19 protein-coding genes are annotated in these 17,192 nt (G+C 68.2%); 8 read left to right on the top strand and 11 right to left on the bottom strand.

The features are described from left to right. Positions 1-11: 11 nt before the first annotated feature. Positions 12-989 (bottom strand): alpha/beta hydrolase, encoded by a 978-nt coding sequence (locus ACQPXM_RS12345; RefSeq protein WP_432947947.1) that lies wholly within the window; start codon positions 987-989, stop codon positions 12-14. A 405-nt stretch (positions 990-1,394) separates the two neighbouring features. Here ACQPXM_RS12345 and ACQPXM_RS12340 point away from each other — a divergent pair, with 405 nt between their 5' ends. Beyond that, complete coding sequence (locus ACQPXM_RS12340; RefSeq protein ID WP_432947945.1) at positions 1,395-1,775, top strand: DUF6766 family protein; 381 nt, start codon at positions 1,395-1,397, stop codon at positions 1,773-1,775. A 31-nt stretch (positions 1,776-1,806) separates the two neighbouring features. Here ACQPXM_RS12340 and ACQPXM_RS12335 read toward each other — a convergent pair whose 3' ends face one another. Beyond that, a complete protein-coding gene (locus ACQPXM_RS12335; protein ID WP_432947943.1) occupies positions 1,807-2,226 on the bottom strand; it encodes a low affinity iron permease family protein in 420 nt (139 codons plus the stop codon). 187 nt (positions 2,227-2,413) lie between these two features. Between ACQPXM_RS12335 and ACQPXM_RS12330 the strand changes: the two genes are divergently transcribed. Further along, positions 2,414-2,641 carry a hypothetical protein gene (locus ACQPXM_RS12330; protein WP_077013796.1) on the top strand — a complete coding sequence of 76 codons (228 nt, stop codon included), beginning with the start codon at positions 2,414-2,416 and terminating at the stop codon, positions 2,639-2,641. A gap of 10 nt (positions 2,642-2,651) precedes the next feature. On the opposite strand, the gene ACQPXM_RS12325 is transcribed toward ACQPXM_RS12330, so the two are convergent. Then, positions 2,652-3,506 (bottom strand): class I SAM-dependent methyltransferase, encoded by an 855-nt coding sequence (locus ACQPXM_RS12325; protein ID WP_432947941.1) that lies wholly within the window; start codon positions 3,504-3,506, stop codon positions 2,652-2,654. A 112-nt stretch (positions 3,507-3,618) separates the two neighbouring features. On the opposite strand from ACQPXM_RS12325, the gene ACQPXM_RS12320 reads away from it, so the two are divergent. Continuing rightward, positions 3,619-4,314 carry a winged helix-turn-helix transcriptional regulator gene (locus ACQPXM_RS12320; RefSeq protein WP_432947939.1) on the top strand — a complete coding sequence of 232 codons (696 nt, stop codon included), beginning with the start codon at positions 3,619-3,621 and terminating at the stop codon, positions 4,312-4,314. Here the strand turns inward: ACQPXM_RS12320 and ACQPXM_RS12315 are convergent. Together ACQPXM_RS12315 and ACQPXM_RS12310 are read right to left on the bottom strand one after the other, a co-directional pair. Next, positions 4,293-4,847: a dihydrofolate reductase family protein gene (locus ACQPXM_RS12315; RefSeq protein ID WP_432947937.1), complete on the bottom strand. Its 555-nt coding sequence runs from the start codon at positions 4,845-4,847 to the stop codon at positions 4,293-4,295. The two genes, ACQPXM_RS12320 and ACQPXM_RS12315, sit on opposite strands and share 22 nt — an antisense overlap. Before the next feature lie 103 nt (positions 4,848-4,950). Continuing rightward, complete coding sequence (locus ACQPXM_RS12310) at positions 4,951-5,340, bottom strand: nuclear transport factor 2 family protein (RefSeq protein WP_432947935.1); 390 nt, start codon at positions 5,338-5,340, stop codon at positions 4,951-4,953. Positions 5,341-5,467: 127 nt separating this feature from the next. Here ACQPXM_RS12310 and ACQPXM_RS12305 point away from each other — a divergent pair, with 127 nt between their 5' ends. Beyond that, positions 5,468-5,809 (top strand): winged helix-turn-helix transcriptional regulator, encoded by a 342-nt coding sequence (locus ACQPXM_RS12305; RefSeq protein WP_432947933.1) that lies wholly within the window; start codon positions 5,468-5,470, stop codon positions 5,807-5,809. Between the two features lie 127 nt (positions 5,810-5,936). Beyond that, positions 5,937-7,016, top strand: a complete 1,080-nt coding sequence (locus tag ACQPXM_RS12300; RefSeq protein ID WP_432947931.1) for an acyltransferase family protein — start codon at positions 5,937-5,939, stop codon at positions 7,014-7,016. Here the strand turns inward: ACQPXM_RS12300 and ACQPXM_RS12295 are convergent. Then, a complete protein-coding gene (locus ACQPXM_RS12295; protein WP_432947929.1) occupies positions 6,970-7,755 on the bottom strand; it encodes an alpha/beta fold hydrolase in 786 nt (261 codons plus the stop codon). The two genes, ACQPXM_RS12300 and ACQPXM_RS12295, sit on opposite strands and share 47 nt — an antisense overlap. Before the next feature lie 212 nt (positions 7,756-7,967). Between ACQPXM_RS12295 and ACQPXM_RS12290 the strand changes: the two genes are divergently transcribed. The 3 genes from ACQPXM_RS12290 to ACQPXM_RS12280 all read left to right on the top strand — a co-directional run bounded on the left by ACQPXM_RS12290 (position 7,968) and on the right by ACQPXM_RS12280 (position 10,352). Continuing rightward, on the top strand, positions 7,968-8,921 hold the full coding sequence (locus ACQPXM_RS12290) for a LysR family transcriptional regulator (protein WP_432947927.1): 954 nt from the start codon (positions 7,968-7,970) through the stop codon (positions 8,919-8,921). A gap of 269 nt (positions 8,922-9,190) precedes the next feature. After that, positions 9,191-9,355 (top strand): hypothetical protein, encoded by a 165-nt coding sequence (locus ACQPXM_RS12285; protein WP_432947925.1) that lies wholly within the window; start codon positions 9,191-9,193, stop codon positions 9,353-9,355. Positions 9,356-9,593: 238 nt separating this feature from the next. Continuing rightward, a complete protein-coding gene (locus tag ACQPXM_RS12280) occupies positions 9,594-10,352 on the top strand; it encodes a GntR family transcriptional regulator (protein WP_432947923.1) in 759 nt (252 codons plus the stop codon). A 64-nt stretch (positions 10,353-10,416) separates the two neighbouring features. On the opposite strand, the gene ACQPXM_RS12275 is transcribed toward ACQPXM_RS12280, so the two are convergent. The 5 genes from ACQPXM_RS12275 to frc form a co-directional block, all read right to left on the bottom strand. Beyond that, positions 10,417-11,403, bottom strand: coding sequence for a TerC family protein (locus tag ACQPXM_RS12275; protein WP_432947921.1), 987 nt, complete (start codon positions 11,401-11,403; stop codon positions 10,417-10,419). 162 nt (positions 11,404-11,565) lie between these two features. After that, positions 11,566-12,117: a hypothetical protein gene (locus tag ACQPXM_RS12270; protein WP_432947919.1), complete on the bottom strand. Its 552-nt coding sequence runs from the start codon at positions 12,115-12,117 to the stop codon at positions 11,566-11,568. A 1-nt stretch (position 12,118) separates the two neighbouring features. Continuing rightward, positions 12,119-13,618, bottom strand: coding sequence for an Nramp family divalent metal transporter (locus ACQPXM_RS12265; protein WP_432947917.1), 1,500 nt, complete (start codon positions 13,616-13,618; stop codon positions 12,119-12,121). Between the two features lie 106 nt (positions 13,619-13,724). Beyond that, positions 13,725-15,869 (bottom strand): acetate--CoA ligase family protein, encoded by a 2,145-nt coding sequence (locus tag ACQPXM_RS12260; RefSeq protein ID WP_432947915.1) that lies wholly within the window; start codon positions 15,867-15,869, stop codon positions 13,725-13,727. Positions 15,870-15,916: 47 nt separating this feature from the next. After that, positions 15,917-17,143, bottom strand: a complete 1,227-nt coding sequence (gene frc / locus ACQPXM_RS12255; RefSeq protein WP_432947914.1) for a formyl-CoA transferase — start codon at positions 17,141-17,143, stop codon at positions 15,917-15,919. Positions 17,144-17,192: the final 49 nt, after the last annotated feature.

Below are 17,192 nucleotides of genomic sequence, written 5' to 3'. Positions count from 1 at the left end.
TACTCGTCGGCTCAGGCGGCGCCGTCGGCGGTGCCGAAGGCGTCCCGGAGTACTGCGATGGCCTGGGCGACCGCGGCGCGGGTCGCGTGGGTCTGGCTCAGCGGGTTGAGCATCATGAAGTCGTGGGTGATGCCGTAGTAGCGGACCGTCGTCACCGGTACGCCGGCCGCCCGCAGGTTCGCGGCGTACGCCTCGCCCTCGTCCCGGAGTACGTCGGCCTCGTCGACGATCAGCAAGGCGGGCGGCAGGCCGGTCAGTTGTTCTTCGGTGGCCCGCAACGGCGACGCGGTGATCTCGAGCCGCCGCTCGGTGTCCGGCACGTAGGCGTCCCAGAACCATGCCATCGCCTTGGCGGTGAGGAAGTAGCCGGTCGCGAACTGCTCGTACGAGCCGGTGTCCATGCCGGCGTCGGTCACCGGGTAGTACATCGACTGGTGGACGAACCGGACATCGCCGCGCTGCTTGGCCATCAGCGTCAGGGCCGCGGTCATGTTGCCACCGACCGAGTCGCCGGCGACGGCGATCCGTTCCGGGTCGAGCCCGTACGCCGCGCCTTGGCCGACGATCCAGCGGGCGGCGGCGTAGCCCTGTTCGATCGCGACCGGGTAGTGGGCCTCGGGTGAGCGGTCGTACTCGACGAACACGACCGCGGCGTGGACGCCGACCGCGAGTTCGCGGACCAGCCGGTCGTGGCTGGCGGCGTTGCCGAGGATCCAGCCGCCACCGTGCATGTACAGCACCACCGGCAGTCGATCGGTCGCGCCTTTCGGCCGGACGATCCGGACCCGCACGTCGCCCACGTCGGCCGGCACCGTGATCCACTCGTCGTCAGCAGGCATCAGCGGCACGGGTTCGGCCTGGACGTCGTCGAGGACCTTGCGAGCCTCGTCCGGCGTGAGTTCGTACAACTGCGGTGGTTGGGCGGTGGCTTCGACGAACGACTGCGAGGCCGGCTCGAGCACGACCCGGTGCGACGTGAGGACGGACATCCCGATCTCCTTCTGGACGGTGGTTGCCGTGCCGGCCCCCGCGTCCCCAGCCGGGACGGCGATTGGTGGCACAGCAGCGATCGTCCGCGTAGGCGCCCCGCAGTCGCATCTGTGCATCCCTAGCAACCTCCGCAACCGGGGGTGCGGGGTCTACCTCAAGAACCGGGCCAAGTCCGGCCGTCCCGGGCTCACCGGGCCGATCCAGTCGAGGACGAACGCCACAATCTCCCGTACGCCGTACCGCCCGTCGACGGTGATCTCCTCCGGCACACCGAGAAGGTCGAGCGGGTTGTACCACTCGCGCGGCGCCGGCGGATTTTGCGCGCTGGATCGGGTGAATGCGTTGCCCCTAGCAAGTGCCCGGGACCGTGGACTGAGAACCGTTCGGCCGGGTACCGGTTCTGCATGAACCCGAACGAAGACGATCTGGCGCCGGATCCCCGGGCACATCACAAGCCGGACACCCACGTGCGACGCTGGGGTGCCGTCTACCTCCTGGCCGTGCTGTTCCTCGGCTCCTGGATCGGGCAGTTCTTCACTCAGCTGACCGAGTTCAAGAGCGAGCAGGAAGAACACGGGCAGGCGTTCCTGTGGGCCGACTACTGGCCGAACTTCTTCGCCAGTACGTTCGAGAACTGGCAGAGCGAGTGGCTGCAGCTGGTCTTCCAGGCGATCCTGCTGCTCGGCGCGAAGCACTTCATCTTCCGGGTCGATGCCGAGGACATGGAACGCCTCGAAGCGAAGGTCGACAAGATCTCCGCCCAGCTCGACCGGCAGCACAGCTGACGGTCTCCGGCGCACAGTGGCGTAGCCGGGGTCAGGAGCTTTCCCGGTCCTCCAGCCCGACAGCGTGCCGAAGCTCGTCAGTGGCCTCGCGCAGATCGGCCGAGTCGTCGGAGTGAGCCTCCATCAAGACCGCGAGCGCAGCAGCGACGGCGTTCAGCTTGTCCTGGACCGCCTCGTCCGCACGCGTCTGGGAGTTCTGCAGCAGCGCCACCATCAAGAACGTGACGATCGTGGTCACGGTGTTGATGATCAGCTGCCAGGTGTCGACGGTGCCGATCAGGAAATACGACGGCGCCCACACCAGCACCAGCAGCACGCAGAAGGCGAAGAACCACGCCCGCGACGCGAACCTCGACGCCGCACCGGCGAACCTGTCGAACAATCCGACCGTGGGCGAGACGTCCGACGGCATATGCGCCGTACTCCCTGATCCGGTGACCGTGTTGGTCATACCAACCTCCCTGTCGGTGACTGGCCGGCACACCGTCACGCAGAGTGCAGGCCCGTCAGACCGGTGCCCACGGCACCCGGGAGATAAGCAGCGACACCACCGGAACCGGCGTGATCGAGCCTTCCCGGGCATTCACTGTCCCGTGCCCGTCGCGCGTATTGGCGGAGTAGCGCATACTTGAGGTCTGATGGAGTCTTCTCGCGCGACGACGCGTCGTCACCTGTCCACGAGTCCGTTCAAGCCCCGCGAACCCAAGCCGATCAAGACGTTCGAGGTCGGTGACCGGGTGTCCCACGACAAAGAGGGGATGGGCCGGATCAGCGCGGTCGAGGGCACGCACGCCGTCGTCGTCGATCTCGGTGGCGGCAAGCTGCTGCGGGTCCTCGCCCCGTTCGACAAACTGCACACGCTCTGACCCTTCGTGGTCAGCGCCTCCCTGCGACGACCAGCATCTCGCAGGGCCCGGTGAACCCGTTCGCGGTCTCGAACCGGGTGAGTTCCTCGGTGATCTCCTGCCAGGCGGCCGCTCGGGCGGGCTCGTCCAGGCGGGAGAGCATCTGATGCAGGGCGCCGAAGGACTCGCGTTCGAACCGGACGCAGTCGGCGGCGCTCGGCATCCGGACCGGCGACGGGACCGTGGTGACCGTGACGTCACCGAATCCCGCCTCGGCGAACGCCTTCTCGGCCACGCCGGGACCGCCGAGGCTGAACGGTCCTGGCTGCCCGGGCAGCGGAGGCGGTAGCTCGGCCCGGCGGCGGATGATGCCGACCGGGATCGAGAAGAACTGGTTGCGGTCCGGCGTGGAGTACACGACCGCGGCGAACCGTCCGCCGGGACGCAGCGCGCGGTGGATGCCGCGCAACGCGGCCTGCTGGTCCGGGAAGTAGATCAGCCCGACCCGCGAGATCGCCGCGTCGAACGCTCCTTCGTCGAGCGCTGACAGGTCCTCACCGTCTGCCTCCAGCGTCTCCACCTCCACTCCCGCTTCGGCGGCGAAGCGGGCGGCGTACGAGAGGATGGCCGGCGAGATGTCGGTCGCCAGGACCCGGCCGGTGGGACCGGCGAGCCGCGCCGCGGCCACGGTCTGGCCGCCCGCGCCGGCGGCGACGTCGAGCACTCGAGCCCCCGCGCTGATACCGGCCGCCTGCAGCATCACGGCGGTGGCTTCGCCGAGCCACTCCTCGATGGCCGGACCCCACCGGTGCCAGGCCTCGGCGGCCTCTTCCCACTGGGCCCGGGTGGTCCGCTTGAACACGATCGGGTCGAAACTGACGGTCATGGTGTCCCCTCCTCGATGAGGGTTCCAGCGCATCAGCCCCGGACCGGTCCCAACTAGTACAGGTTCTGGACTTCGGTGGTACAAATCCTGGACCCGGGCGCACAATGAGCCCATGCGCGAGTACTCCCAGTACTGCCCGGTGGCCCTGGCCAGCGCTGTGCTCGCCGACCGGTGGATGCCGCTGATCGTGCGGGAACTCGTGCTCGGCAGCCGCCGGTTCAACGACATCGACCGCGGCCTGCCCGGGATCTCGCGCACGCTGCTCAAGCAGCGACTCGAGCACCTGGAGCGCAAGGGCGTGCTCGACCGGGTGCCGGTCACCCGCGGTCACGAATACCAGCTCACGCCCGCCGGTCGCGATCTCGAGGGTGTGATCATGGCGATCGGCGAGTGGGCGGTGCGGTGGATGTTCAGCGAGCCGGAGCCCCGCGAGGTCGACCCGATCACGCTGACCTGGTGGATGTCCCGGCGGATCGACCAGGACAAGCTGCCCGGTCAGCGGGTCAACATCGAGTTCGACTACCGCGGCGAGGACCCGACCCGGATCTGGCTGGTGCTCGACCGGCAAGAGGCCTCCGTCTGCACCGAGCACCCCGGGTTCGCTGCGGATGTCATGGTGACCACCGAGCCGGTCGCCCTGATGCGGGTGTTCTCCGGCATCGTCACGCTGCCCCAGGCCACCGCCGCGGGCCTGGTCACGCTGACCGGCCCGCCGCGTCTGCTCCGCGCCCTGCCGACCTGGTTCCTGTGGAGTCCCTTCGCTCCCGCCGTACGGGAGCGCACCGGTCAGGCCGTCTTGGGGACGTAGTGCAGTGCGGTGATCCCGCACTCGAAACCGACCGCCTCGGCCGAGTCGAGCGGCTGCATGCGGGTCGGGAAGACGGGCAGCCCGGTCCCGATCGCCGTCGGGTTGACGAACAGGTAGATGTCGTCGGCCAGGCCTTCCGCGATCAGCGCGGAGACCAGCGTGCTGCCGCCGTACGCGATCAGGTCGCCGCCGGACTGGGCCTTCAACTCGGTGACGGTCTTCACCAGGTCACCGGCGACGACCGCGTTCTCCCACGGCGACTCGGTCAGGCTGCGGGACACGACGACCTTGGGCGTGTTGTTCATCCAGTCGATCGACGCCTCGTCCTCGTGCTCGGGGCGCGACTGCCAGGCCGGGATGAAGCCCTCGGCCAGCTTGCGGCCGAGCACGATCGTGTCGACCGGCTTGGTCAGCGCGTCGATGTAGGTGCTGAGGTCGTCGGTCCAGGGGAACCGCATCCAGTCCATCTCGCCGTTCGGTCCGCCCATGTAGCCGTCGACGGTGGTCTGGACCTGGATCTTGAGCTTGCGCATCACGGTCACCTTTCGGGTGGTTCGGGTTGATGCAGCAAGCATGGCCAAACCCGCTTACGGAATCTTTACGGCCACCCCGGAACCGGTACGACGACCAGCGGGCTCAGCCCCAGAACGCGTCCTCGCCCGGCTGGTCCGCGGAGAACAGCCACGCTTCGACGATCTGCCCGTCGACCACCTTCAGCAGGTCGACGCCGTCCTGGTCGAGCACCGCACCGTCACGCCGAGCGCTGAAGTGGATGCTCGCGGCCACCAGGTCGCCGTTGCCCATCGGCGGCGCGGTCAGCGCAAGCTCGAAGCTGCCCTGACTGATCTCCATCATCCGGCCGATCATCGCGGTCACCGCGCCTGCGCCCTCGTGCACGCCGGACATCTGGTTCGCGCCCGGCTGGTGCCAGACGATCCCCTCGGCGAGGTAGCCGCCGACCTTGGCGAAGTCCTTGGCCGCCAGCGCGTCGAAGTAGTCCTTGGCAACCTTCACGGCGTCACTCATCGCTTGTTCCTCCTGGGTCGTTTGCCTTTACTGGACCCAATACTTACGATTAGTGACCAATTACCTCAACGTAACCAATGGGACGATGCCGAAAATATTCTCTCCACCGCCCGGCCAGGACTGGAGCGTGCTGTCGCGGACGTGCCCGTCGCGCACCTCCCTGGCCCGGATCGCGAACAAGTGGACCGCGATGGTGATCACCGTGCTGGCCGACGGTCCGCGGCGCTTCGGCGACCTGCGGACGGCGCTGGACGGGATCAGCGGCAAGGTCCTCACCGAGACGCTCCGCGACCTCGAACGCGACGGCATGCTGGTCCGGACGGCGTACGCCGAGATCCCGCCCCGGGTCGAGTACGAGCTGACCCCGCTCGGCCGCACGCTGATCGAGCCGCTCGCCGTGCTGGTCCGGTGGGCCGAGCAGCACATCCCCGACGTGCTCGCCGCCCGCGACGCCTACGACGACCGCTGACCGTCATCCCCTGGTCGTAGTCCTGGATCGTGCCACAGACCGACGATCCACGCGGCCCGGTGCGATGTAGTTGCTCTCGGCACGCAATTCCCGGTCGAGAGGACGGCACGACGTGGAGCCCCAGGCGATGCCCGCCGCACACCGCCCGAGCGGCCGGCTGTACGAGGTCGATCTGCTCCGGATCCTGGCCGCACTCGCCGTCCTGATCTACCACTACCTGTTCTCCGCGTACGCCGGCGGCCTGTCCCCGCTGCACTTCCCGCACGCGAGCGTCGTGGCCCGCTACGGCTACCTCGGCGTCGACCTGTTCTTCCTGATCAGCGGCTTCGTCGTCCTGCTCAGCGCCTGGGACCGTACGCCGCGCTCGTTCCTGGTGTCGCGCGCGATTCGCCTCTACCCGGCGTACTGGGTCGCGGTGACGCTGACCGCGCTGATCTCGGTGCTGTTCAGCGAAGGTCGCTTTCCGGTCTCGCTGCCGCAGTACCTGGCGAACCTGACGATGTTCAACTCACTGCCCGACATCAAGAACGTCGACGTCGTCTACTGGACGCTGTGGGCCGAGCTGCGCTTCTACGCGCTGATCCTGCTGCTCACGGTCGTCGGGATCACCCGCCGCCGGGTCACCGTCTTCCTCTGGGGCTGGCTCGCCGCGACGTTCGTCTTCGAGGCCGGCTTGCTGCCCGGCGCCGCCGATCTCGTCCTGAACACCCAGTTCTCGCACTACTTCATCGCGGGCATGGCGCTCTGCCTGATCCACCGCTTCGGGCCGAGTCCGCAACCGTTCGCGATCCTCGCGCTGGCGCTGGCCAACGCGATCCCCCGGGGCATCGGCTTCGCCGACCGCGTCGGCAACCGGTACGGCGCCGAGCTGCACACCCCGGTCGTGGTCGCCGTCATCGTGGCGAGCTTCGCGATCATGCTGCTGATCGCCCTCCGAGCGACCGCGTCGTGGGCGCGCCCCTGGTTCGCCACGCTCGGCGCGCTCACGTATCCGCTGTACCTGATCCACGCCCACATCGGGTTCGTCGTCTTCGAGCGCCTCGGCCCGCACGTCAACGCGATCCTGCTGACGCTCGGGACGCTGGCCGTGATGATCGCCGCTGCCACCGTCCTGCATCAGTACGTCGAGAAACCGCTGGCTCCCCGCCTCAAGCGTCTGCTCAGCCCTCGTCTCCGCCGAGAAAGTGCCGGCGCAGCGCGGGAGTGAGCACTTCCGGCGGCACCTCGTGGAAGCTGCCCTCCAGCGCGACGACCGTGCTGTCCGGCATCGCCTCGGCCGCCGCGCGGACGGCCCGCTGAAGCCACTCGGGACTGGCGGTGCTGTGCAGCGCGAGCGTCGGCTGTTCGATCGAGGCGAGCAGGTCGACCGGCACCTCACTGTCGCCCAGCTGCAGCGCGTCGTAGACGAGCGTGGGCGCGATCGACTCCAGCTCCGGCCAGTACGGCGAAGCCTTCATCCCGTCGACCTGGTCCTTCGGCTGCCCGACGGCCTCGACCATGAACAGCTCCAGCGCCCCGCCCGGATTGCCCGCCGCGACGAATTCCCGCAGCCGTTCCAGGTAGCGGTCGGGTGCCGGCGGCGCCCCTTCGACCCGGAACGGCGGCTCCATGATCGCGAGCTTGTCGAACGCGGATCCGGCCGCGACCGCCCGGAGCAGCACCATCGCCCCCGACGAGTCGGCATACCCGTACGACGCGCCGGCGGCGGCCCGGACCGCCTCGAGATCCTCGAGTTCACGTTCCACCGCGTACGACGGCTGGTCGCCGGAGTCGCCGCGCCCACGCCGGTCGTAGGTGACCACGGTGAACGACTCGGCGAGCACCTCCGCGCGCGGGCCGTAGTACGAGCGCGCGGTGAGCGCCCCCGCGACCAGTACCAGTCCCGGCCCGGAGCCGAAGGTGTCGTACGCGATTTCGGTGCCGTCTCCGGAGATGACCTTGTCCATGGAACTCCCTTTCGCCTGGCTGTCCTCTGCCAGTGCGTCGATCGACCGTCCGGAGGACAGACACTTTCGCAGTGTGATCCAGGTCACATAATTCGGCGAGATCGGAGCCCTCGGCACGAAGCCGAAGCCTTCCAGCCGTCTCCGCACGCGTGCAATACTGGATTATGTATACAAGCAATCGGTATGCCGTCCGGCCGGAACGAGGCTGACCCATGTTGCTGCGCCAGCTCGAGTACCTCGTCGCCCTCGCCCGGGAGCGGCACTTCGCCCGCGCCGCCGACGCTTGCTACGTCTCCCAGCCGTCGCTGTCGGCCGCGATCCGCAAGCTCGAGCAGGAGCTCGACGTCCCGATCGTGCGCCGCGGCCGGCGGTTCGAGGGCCTGACCCCCGAGGGTGAACGGGTGCTGCTGTGGGCGCAGCGCATCCTGGCCGAGCGCGACGCGCTGCGGCACGAGCTGTCGGTGATGCGCGGCGGCCTGACCGGCACGCTGCGGCTCGGCGCGATCCCGACCGCGATGCCGGTCGTCTCGCTGCTGACGACGCCGTTCTGCGCACGGCACGAGCAGGCCCGGGTGACGCTGGAGTCGCTGTCGTCGCGTGACATCACCCAGAAGCTGGCCGAGTTCGAGCTCGACGTCGCGATGACCTATCTCGACGACGACACGCTCGGCAGCGTCCGCAAGACCCCGCTGTACGAGGAGCGTTACCTGCTGCTCACCCCGCAGGACAGCGAACTGGCCAATTTGCCGGTCGCGACCTGGGCGCAGGTCGCTGACCAGCCGCTGTGCTTGTTGTCCCCGCAGATGCGCAACCGCCGGATCATGAACGGCTACTTCACCGACGACGGCGTCACCGCCCGGCCGGCGATCGAGAGCGACACCGTCTCCGGGCTCTACAGCCATCTGCACGGCAACCACTGGTCGACGGTCATCTCGCACGCCTGGCTGCACATGTTCGGCGTACCGGAGGGAATGCGCGTCGTACCGCTGAAAAGCCCGGCCCACGGACCGCGGGTGGGACTGGTGATCGCCGCCCGCAGCCCCGAGCCCGTGCTCGCCCGGGCGCTGCTCGACGTCGCCCGGCAGGCCGGCGTACACACTGCCCTGGACGAGCTCCTGGACGTGCACCTGATGGGTTCCGGCTATGCGCCGGAGCTGGCGGGATAGTTGCCTCCTATCCCGAGATAGCGAAGAAGTCTTGGACCGCGGCCTGCCAGGACGGGCATCCTGAAGGGGATGAAACCCCTACGTGGAAGCGACTTCCGAATTCTTGCGGGTGCTGGTGACAGAGGTCACCCGGGCCGAATCGGCGTGCTGCCGCGTGGGTACCGGGCTTGTAACCGGGATCACGTGAGACGTGGGCATAACTGGTGCGTACGCCTGGTTGAATGTATGCAGTAGGCAGTATTAGGAAGCACAAGAGTGGAGAGGAAGAAATGATTTTCACCCGTAGGTTCGGCGCTCTGGCGGCCCGCCGGCAGTTCCCGGATTCCCCGGAACTGCAGCAGGAACTGAACCTCGACGTCGAACTCACCCGGACCGACGAGACCCGGCGCGACGACGAGCGTCAGCACCCTGTGCGCGAGACGACAGCGGCCTGACCCACTTCCCGAATCGGTGCTCCGGACACGGATGACCGGCACTGGCCGGCACCTGGATCTCCGACTGCGGCGGCGGACTCCCCGCGGAGCGTGATCCATGGATCCGGAGCACCGGGAGCAGGCCGGAACAGGCCGGCTCCACCCCCGAACAGGCCGGCTCGACGAAGAGCATCGGCGACAGACCTGGCACTTGGTAGACTGTCTACCAAGTGCCATTACGTTTTTCGGGAAGGACCTCATGACCACACTCAGCGCGGGCCCGGACTCCTCGGCCGACTCCCCCGGCGTACGGCACGTCAAGCGGCCCACACCGCTGCGCGAGTCGGTCTACGAGGCTCTGACCGAGATGATCATCGACGGCACGCTGGAGCGCGGCCGGCACCTGGTCGAGGTCGAGCTGGCCGGCATGCTCGGTGTTTCCCGCCAGCCCGTCCGGGAGGCCCTGCAGCGGCTCAACAACGAGGGCTGGGTGGACCTGCGGCCCGGCTTCGGTGCGATGGTGCACGTGCCCGCCGAGGACGAGGTGGACCAGCTGCTCGCGGCCCGCGCCGCTCTGGAGTCGGAGTCGGCCCGGCTCGCCGCGCGGCACGCGACCAAGGAGGCCGTGGCGCAGCTGAAGGAGCTCTGCAAGGTCGGCACCGCGTTCCAGGAGGCCGGCGACATCGACGGCGCGGTCCGGACCAACGGCGAGCTGCACTCGATGATCACCCAGATGTCCGGCAACCGCTTCCTGGTCGACTTCGCCGGCCAGGTCGACCGCCGCGTCCGCTGGTACTACACCCCCGTCGCCCCCGTCCGCGGCGCCGCCTCCTGGCGCGAACACGCCCGCCTGGTCAAGGCGATCAGCGAAGCCGACGAGGACAAGGCCGCACAGATCATGCGCGAACACACCGAACACACCCGGACGGCGTACCATGAACTCCAGTCGGGCCAGGCCCCCGCAGCCCCGACCCCGGAGAAGAAGCCGGCCACCCGCCGCCGCCGGACCACAGACTGATCGAAGCCTTCTCACCCCGCGCCCCGATGGACCGCAGGTCCACCGGGGCGCGTTTGCGTCATCGTCACTCGACCCCCGCGACCTCTTCCTCCGGCGCGTTCGCCTTCGCCTTCTCGTCGCGGGACGACTTCACCAGGCTGAGCACCGCCGTCACGACCAGCGTGCCGAGAATGATCGACAGCGAGACCAGGATCGGGATCTCCGGCGCCCACTTGACGCCGCTGTGGTGCAGCGCCTCCAAGATGAGCTTCACGCCGATGAAGCCCAGCACGACCGACAGCCCGTAGGACAGATAGACCAGCCGGTCGAGCAGGCCGCCGATCAGGAAGAACAGTTGCCGCAGGCCCATCAACGCGAAGGCGTTGGCGGTGAAGACCAGGTACGGCTCCTGGGTCAGCCCGAAGATCGCCGGGATCGAGTCGAGCGCGAACAGCAGGTCCGTGGTGCCGATCGCGATCATCACGATCAGCATCGGGGTCGCGAAGCGCTTGCCGTCGATCCGGGTGGTCAGCTTCGCCTCGTGGTAGGTCTCGGTGGTCGGCATCACCTTGCGCACCTTGGCCAGGACGACGTTCTCCTTGAACTCGTCCTCCTCGTCGTGCGAGGTGGCCAGCTTCCACGCGGTGTAGAGCAGGAAGGCGCCGAAGATGTAGAACACCCAGTTGAAGTGCGAGATCGCCTCCGCGCCGACGGCGATGAAGATCCCGCGCATCACCAGCGCCAGCGCGACCCCGACCAGCAGCACCTTCTGCTGGTACTGCCGGGGCACCGCGAACTTGCCCATGATGATGATGAACACGAACAGGTTGTCCACCGACAACGAGTACTCGGTCAGCCAGCCGGCGAAGAACTCGCCGCCGGACTCACCGCCGGCGGCGATCGTCAGCCCGACGCCGAACAGCAGCGCGATGCCGACGTAGAACGACACCCACAGGGTCGCCTCGCGCAGGGACGGTTCGTGCGGCTTCCTGGCCACGATCAGGAAGTCCAGCACCAGCAGGGCCAGCAGGGCGGCGATGGTGATGATCCACGCCGACAGTGAAACGGTCATGAGCTTCCTCCACGGTGCTCGAGCCCGGCGGGCAGGGCCGGGTACGCCGCCGCCCGCGGCTGGCAGCGCAGTCGCGGGCGGCAGGTGATGCGGGAACAGGGTGGGACACCCTCGGAGCGGGTCGCGCCTCGCACCCGGCAGGCGTGCGAGGGGCGACCTGCCCTAGGCGGTGCGGGCCTTTCTCTTCTTGCGGGCCCGGGCGGCGGCCTGCTTGCGGGCCTCCATCGACTCGGCCAGGTGGACGTACTGCTCCACCGTGTGCCGGGCGTACGGGTTGTGCTCCATGATGCGCGGCCACCAGTGCCGGCCGACCTGCTCGTGCATCCAGAGGAACCCGATCGCGAACCCCATGCTGAGCAACGCCCGGAAGGCCAGGAACTGCAGAGGCGCCTCGGGCAGCCCCGGCGTACCGGTGACCACCCACTCGGTGGTGACCGCGTGCCCCATCAGGGCGAGCGGGAACCCGATCGCCCAGTAGGCGGCGGCCGGGGCGAACACCCCGGCCGGCGCCTTGCCGAGCCCGACCAGCGCGGAGTACCCGATGCCGAACACGACGAGCGGTACCGCGAGGCCGAGCCCGGTGACCACGGCCCAGCCGAGTGGCTGGCCGGCGAAGCCGCCCAGCAACCCGGCGATGACGCCGGCCGCGATCCCGACCACGGAGGCCGGCAGCGTGAACTCCGCGAGCTGATGGATCTTCGTCTCGGTGTTCATGTCAGTCCAGGACCACGCCGAAGCGGATCAGGCTGTAGAACAACATGCCGAGGTAGAAGACCGCACCGAACCCGATGATCGCGTTGCGCAGTGGTCCGGGCCGGATCGGTTTGGGCAGCAACTTGTTGTTCACCAGGAGCAACACGATGCAGTAGGCGCCCATCGCGAACGTGGACAAGAAGGCGAGCACGTCGAGGATCGCCGCCGGTCCGTCGGCCGGGCCGAACAGCAGGATCAGGATGCCGAACACGATCACGCCCCACAGGAACCCGGCGTAGATCCTCGACATCGAGAACCGCTTGGCGCCGGGCACGAAGTAGTACGTCATGTCCGCCTGGCCCCGGCTGAACGAGTCGAACAGCCCGAGCGTCGCGTTCAGGCCGATCAGCGCGATGAAGCCGAAGAACAGCGAGCCCAGGAACGGGCTGCCGGCCGAGGCGAACGCGTCCGACATGGCGCTCAGCGCGGCCTCGCGATCACCGCCCTCGATCAGGCTGGCGACGTTCGGGTTCTCCCGGGCCGCCGACAGCGCGAGCACGGTGAACGAGATCGTGACCAGCATCGTGATGCCCCAGAAGAGCAGCAGAGCGTCGAAGGTGACCCACTTGCGCCACCCCTTCCACTTCTTCATCTCCTCGGGGTCCTCGGTGTCGAACATGTAGCCCCGCGACGGCATCGCCTCGGCCTCGCCGGCCGACCGCAGACCGCGGATCTTCGGGATGTGCGAGCCCATCGCGGCGCCGCTGTCGCGCAGCTGCAGGGTGTACCACATCTGCTGCATACCGGACGGGCCGGCGAACGCGATCGAGCCGACCACGATCGGGAACCAGGTCGACGACAGGGCCTTGTCCGGGAAGTACCCGAACGCGAACATGCCCTGGATCGTGTTGGCCAGGTCGCCCCAGCTGCCGACGATGGCCGCGATCACCGAGGTGCCGACGACCAGCAGGCCGATCAGGAAGCCCAGCAGCTTCTCGAGGAAGTTGTAGATCACCGACAGCAGGCTGAACAGCACGCCCACGAAGACCAGCGCCACGCAGGCTGTCGCCTGCCAGGGTATGCCGCTGACCTCCTCGAACGCCGACGCTCCGGCCGACAGGTGGCCCGGCCACATGTAGATCAGGATCGCCGCGACGTAGAAGAACCACATCATCGGTTTGAAGATGCGGGCGGCGCCGAAGAAGATGCTCTCCCCGGTCGCCATCGCGTACCGGGCCATCTCCAGCAGCACGAACGCCTGCAGGGTGACACCGACCAGGAACAGCCACCGGATGTCCGGACCGAACACCAGGACGAGCCGGGGCCACATGTAGGACTCACCCATGCCGACGCCCAGCGCGACCAGGAAGACGGTCGGACCGAGGATGTGCAGGGACGGCGGTGCCGGCGGCAGGGGCCGGATCGGCATCGGTTCGAGCCGGCCGGCGCGCCATACCCGCTCGGTCGTCGCCGCGGCCGCCGGCTCTTCGGGTACTCCTGAGGTCTTGCTTGTGACGTCCAAGGCGGACTCCTTATATCGACGCCAGCTTGACGAGACTTACAGCTCCCCCGTGCGCTCCCCCCGGACCAAACGCATCACCGGCTTTCCGCAGTCGAAGTGAGTGGGATCAGGCCCCGAGCGGTCCCGCGTTGCGGGCCCACTTGTACTTGGCGCCGAGCACCTGGACGGGTGTCTCGGTGGTGTAGGGATAGGCGACCACGCCGTGCTCGAACAGGTACTGGCTGGCCTCCTCGACCTCGACGTCACCGGACAGCGAGGCGACCACGGGCTTGTCGATGCCCTTGGCCCGGTACTCCTCCACCACCTCGGCGACCAGCTTGGCGAACACCATCGGCGGGGTGACGATGGTGTGCCAATAGCCCAGGATCAGCGCGTGGATCCGCTCGTCCTGCAGGCCCAGCGCGACCGTGTTGCGGTACGTCGACGGCGGCTCGCCGCCGGTGATGTCGACCGGGTTGCCGGACGCACCGAACGGCGGGATGAACTTCTTGAACGCCGCGTCCAGGTCCTCGGGCATCGTCATCAGCTGCAGCCCGTTGTCGACACAGGCGTCCGACAGCAGTACGCCGGAGCCGCCGGCGCCGGTGATGATCACGACGTTCTCGCCCTTGGGCGTCGGCAGCAGCGGGATGCCCCGGGCGTACTGGAGCATCTCGTTCAGGCCGGGAGCGCGGACCACGCCGCTTTGGCGCAGGATATCGTCGTAGACCTTGTCGTTGCCCGCCAGCGCGCCGGTGTGCGAGCTCGCCGCCCGGGCGCCCATGTCGGTACGGCCGGCCTTGAGCACGATCACCGGCTTCTTCTTCGACACCCGCGCCGCGGTCTCGGCGAAGGCCCGGCCGTCCTTGAGATCTTCCAGGTGCATGGCGATCAGGTTGGTGTTGTCGTCGGTTTCGAAGAACGTCAGGAGGTCATCCTCGTCGATGTCGGCCTTGTTGCCTACCCCAACGATCGCGGAGACACCCATCCGGCTGGACCGGCTGAACCCGAGGATCGCCATCCCGATCCCGCCGCTCTGCGACGACAGCGCGACACTGCCCTTCACGTCGTACGGCGTACAGAAGGTGGCGCAGAGGTTCTCCGGCAGGTAGTAGTAGCCGTAGATGTTCGGCCCGAGGATGCGCACGTTGTGCTTCTTCGCGATCGCGACGACCTCGTCCTGCAGCTCCTGCTCACCGGTCTCGGCGAAGCCGGACGGGATCAGGATCGCGCCCGCCACGCCCTTGTGGCCGCACTGCTCGAGCGCACCGCCGACGAACTTGGCCGGGACGGCGAACACCGCGACATCGACGTCACCCGGGATGTCGGTGATGCTCGGGAACGCCTTCAGCCCGAGCACCTCGCCGCCCTTGGGGTTGACCGGGTAGATGTCACCGGCGTACCCGCCGTTGACCAGGTTCTTCATCACCGAGTTGCCGATCTTGCCGTCCTCGTTCGAGGCGCCGATCACGGCGACCGCCCGGGGCTTCATGATCCGGGTCATCGCGGTCTGGATCTGTTCCTGGCTGTAGCGCTCGACCGGCTTGCCGGCCTCGGCGTCGACGATGATCCGGAAGTCGACCGCGGTGGCGCCGTCCGGCCCGGCCAGCACCGGGTTCAGATCCACCTCGGCGAACTGCGGGAAGTCCTCGACCAGGTCCGACAGCCGGGTGATGATCTGGGCGATCGCCTCCTTGTCGACCGGCTTGGCGCCACGGACGCCGTTCAGCATCTCGTGCGCGCCGATGCCCTCGATCATCGAGCGGGCCTCGTCGGCAGACGTCGGCGCCAGCCGGAAGGTGACGTCCTTCAGCACCTCGACCAGCACGCCGCCCAGGCCGAAGGCGACGATCTTGCCGAAGGTCTGGTCGGTCACCGCACCGACGATGACCTCCTGCACGTCACCGCCCGTGACCAGCATCTTCTGCACCTGCACACCGGTGATCTCGGCGTCGGCCTGGTACGCCGTGGCGTTGGCGACGATCTTGTCGTACGCCGCCCGCGCCGCCTCGGCGCTGTCGACGCCGACCACCACGCCGCCCGCCTCGGTCTTGTGCAGGATGTCGGGCGAGACGATCTTCAGCACGACCGGGAAACCGATCTCGGCGGCCAGCGTGGCCGCCTGGTCGGCGGTGGTGGCCAGCCCCTCCCCCGGGGTGGGGATGCCGTAGGCGTCCGCGACCTGTTTGGCCTCGGGAGCGCTCAGCGAACTGCGGCCCTCGGCCAGCGCCTGGTCGAGGATGGACTGGACCACTGCCTTGTCATAGGTCATGCCTGAAGCTCCTTGGAAGCGGGGTGGGTGGGCGCCCGGAGATGTGCTCAGACGACGCCGGCGGCCTTGAGCTCTTCCAGCTCGGCGGTGTCGATGCCGAGACCGCCGTAGATCACCGAGTTGTGTTCACCGAGGCCGGGTGAGGTCTCCACCTGGACCGGCGAGTCGGACAGTTTGATCGGGCAGCCGACGGTCTTGAAGGTGCCGCGGGCCGGGTGCTTGACCTCGACGACGGCGCCGAGCTCGGCCAGCGTCTCGTCCTCGATCAGTTCCTTGGTGGACAGGATCGGGCCGCACGGCACGTTCAGCGCGTTCAGCTTCTCCATCACCTCGAACTTGGTGTGCTGCTCGGTCCACTGCTCGATCAGCGCGAACATCTTGTCGAGCTTGTCGAGCCGGGCCGCGGGCGTGGCCCAGTCCGGGTCGTCGGCCAGTTCCGGCTTGCCGATCAGGTTCGCGATCGGGGCCCAGCCGGGCGGCTGGACGATCACGTAGATGTAGTCGTTCGGGCCGCCGGGCGCCGTTCTGACCGCCCAGCCGGGCTGACCGCCGCCGGAGGCGTTGCCCGAGCGCGGCACCTCGTCGCCGAACTCGTCGTTCGGGTACTCCTTCAGCGGGCCGTGGGCCAGGCGCTGCTGGTCGCGCAGCTTGACCCGGGTCAGGTTCAGTACGGCCTCCTGCATCGCCACGCTGACCCGCTGGCCCTTGCCGGTGTTCGTGCGCTGGTAGAGCGCGGCCAGGATGCCGGCGACCAGGTGGATGCCGGTGCCGGAGTCACCGATCTGAGCTCCGGTGGCGGTCGGCGGGCCGTCCTCGAACCCGGTCGTGCTCATCGCGCCGCCCATCGCCTGGGCGACCACCTCGTAGGCCTTGAAGTCCTCGTAGCGGCCCGGGCCGAAGCCCTTGATCGAGGCGTAGATCAGTTCGGGGTTGATCAGCTGCAGCCGGTCCCAGGTGAAGCCCATCCGGTCGATCGCGCCGGGGGCGAAGTTCTCCACCAGCACGTCGGAGTTCTTCACCAGGTCGGTGAAGATCTCCTTGCCGCGCTCGGACTTCATGTTCAGCGTGATGCTGCGCTTGTTGCAGTTGAGCATCGTGAAGTACAGGCTGTCGACGTCGGGCAGGTCGCGCAGCTGCTGGCGGGTGATGTCACCGGTGGGCGCCTCCAGCTTGATCACGTCGGCGCCGAGCCAGGCCAGGATCTGGGTGCAGGACGGTCCCGACTGCACGTGGGTCATGTCGAGTACGCGGACACCTTCAAGGGCCTTACCCATAGTGGTCCTCCAGTACTGGGTGGCGGCCCGCCCCGGGGACGGACCGCCA

Source organism: Kribbella sp. CA-253562 (assembly GCF_050942265.1).
Taxonomy (GTDB): domain Bacteria; phylum Actinomycetota; class Actinomycetes; order Propionibacteriales; family Kribbellaceae; genus Kribbella.
Note: the sequence above shows the minus strand (reverse complement) of the source record. Positions and strands in the feature narration are given on the sequence as shown.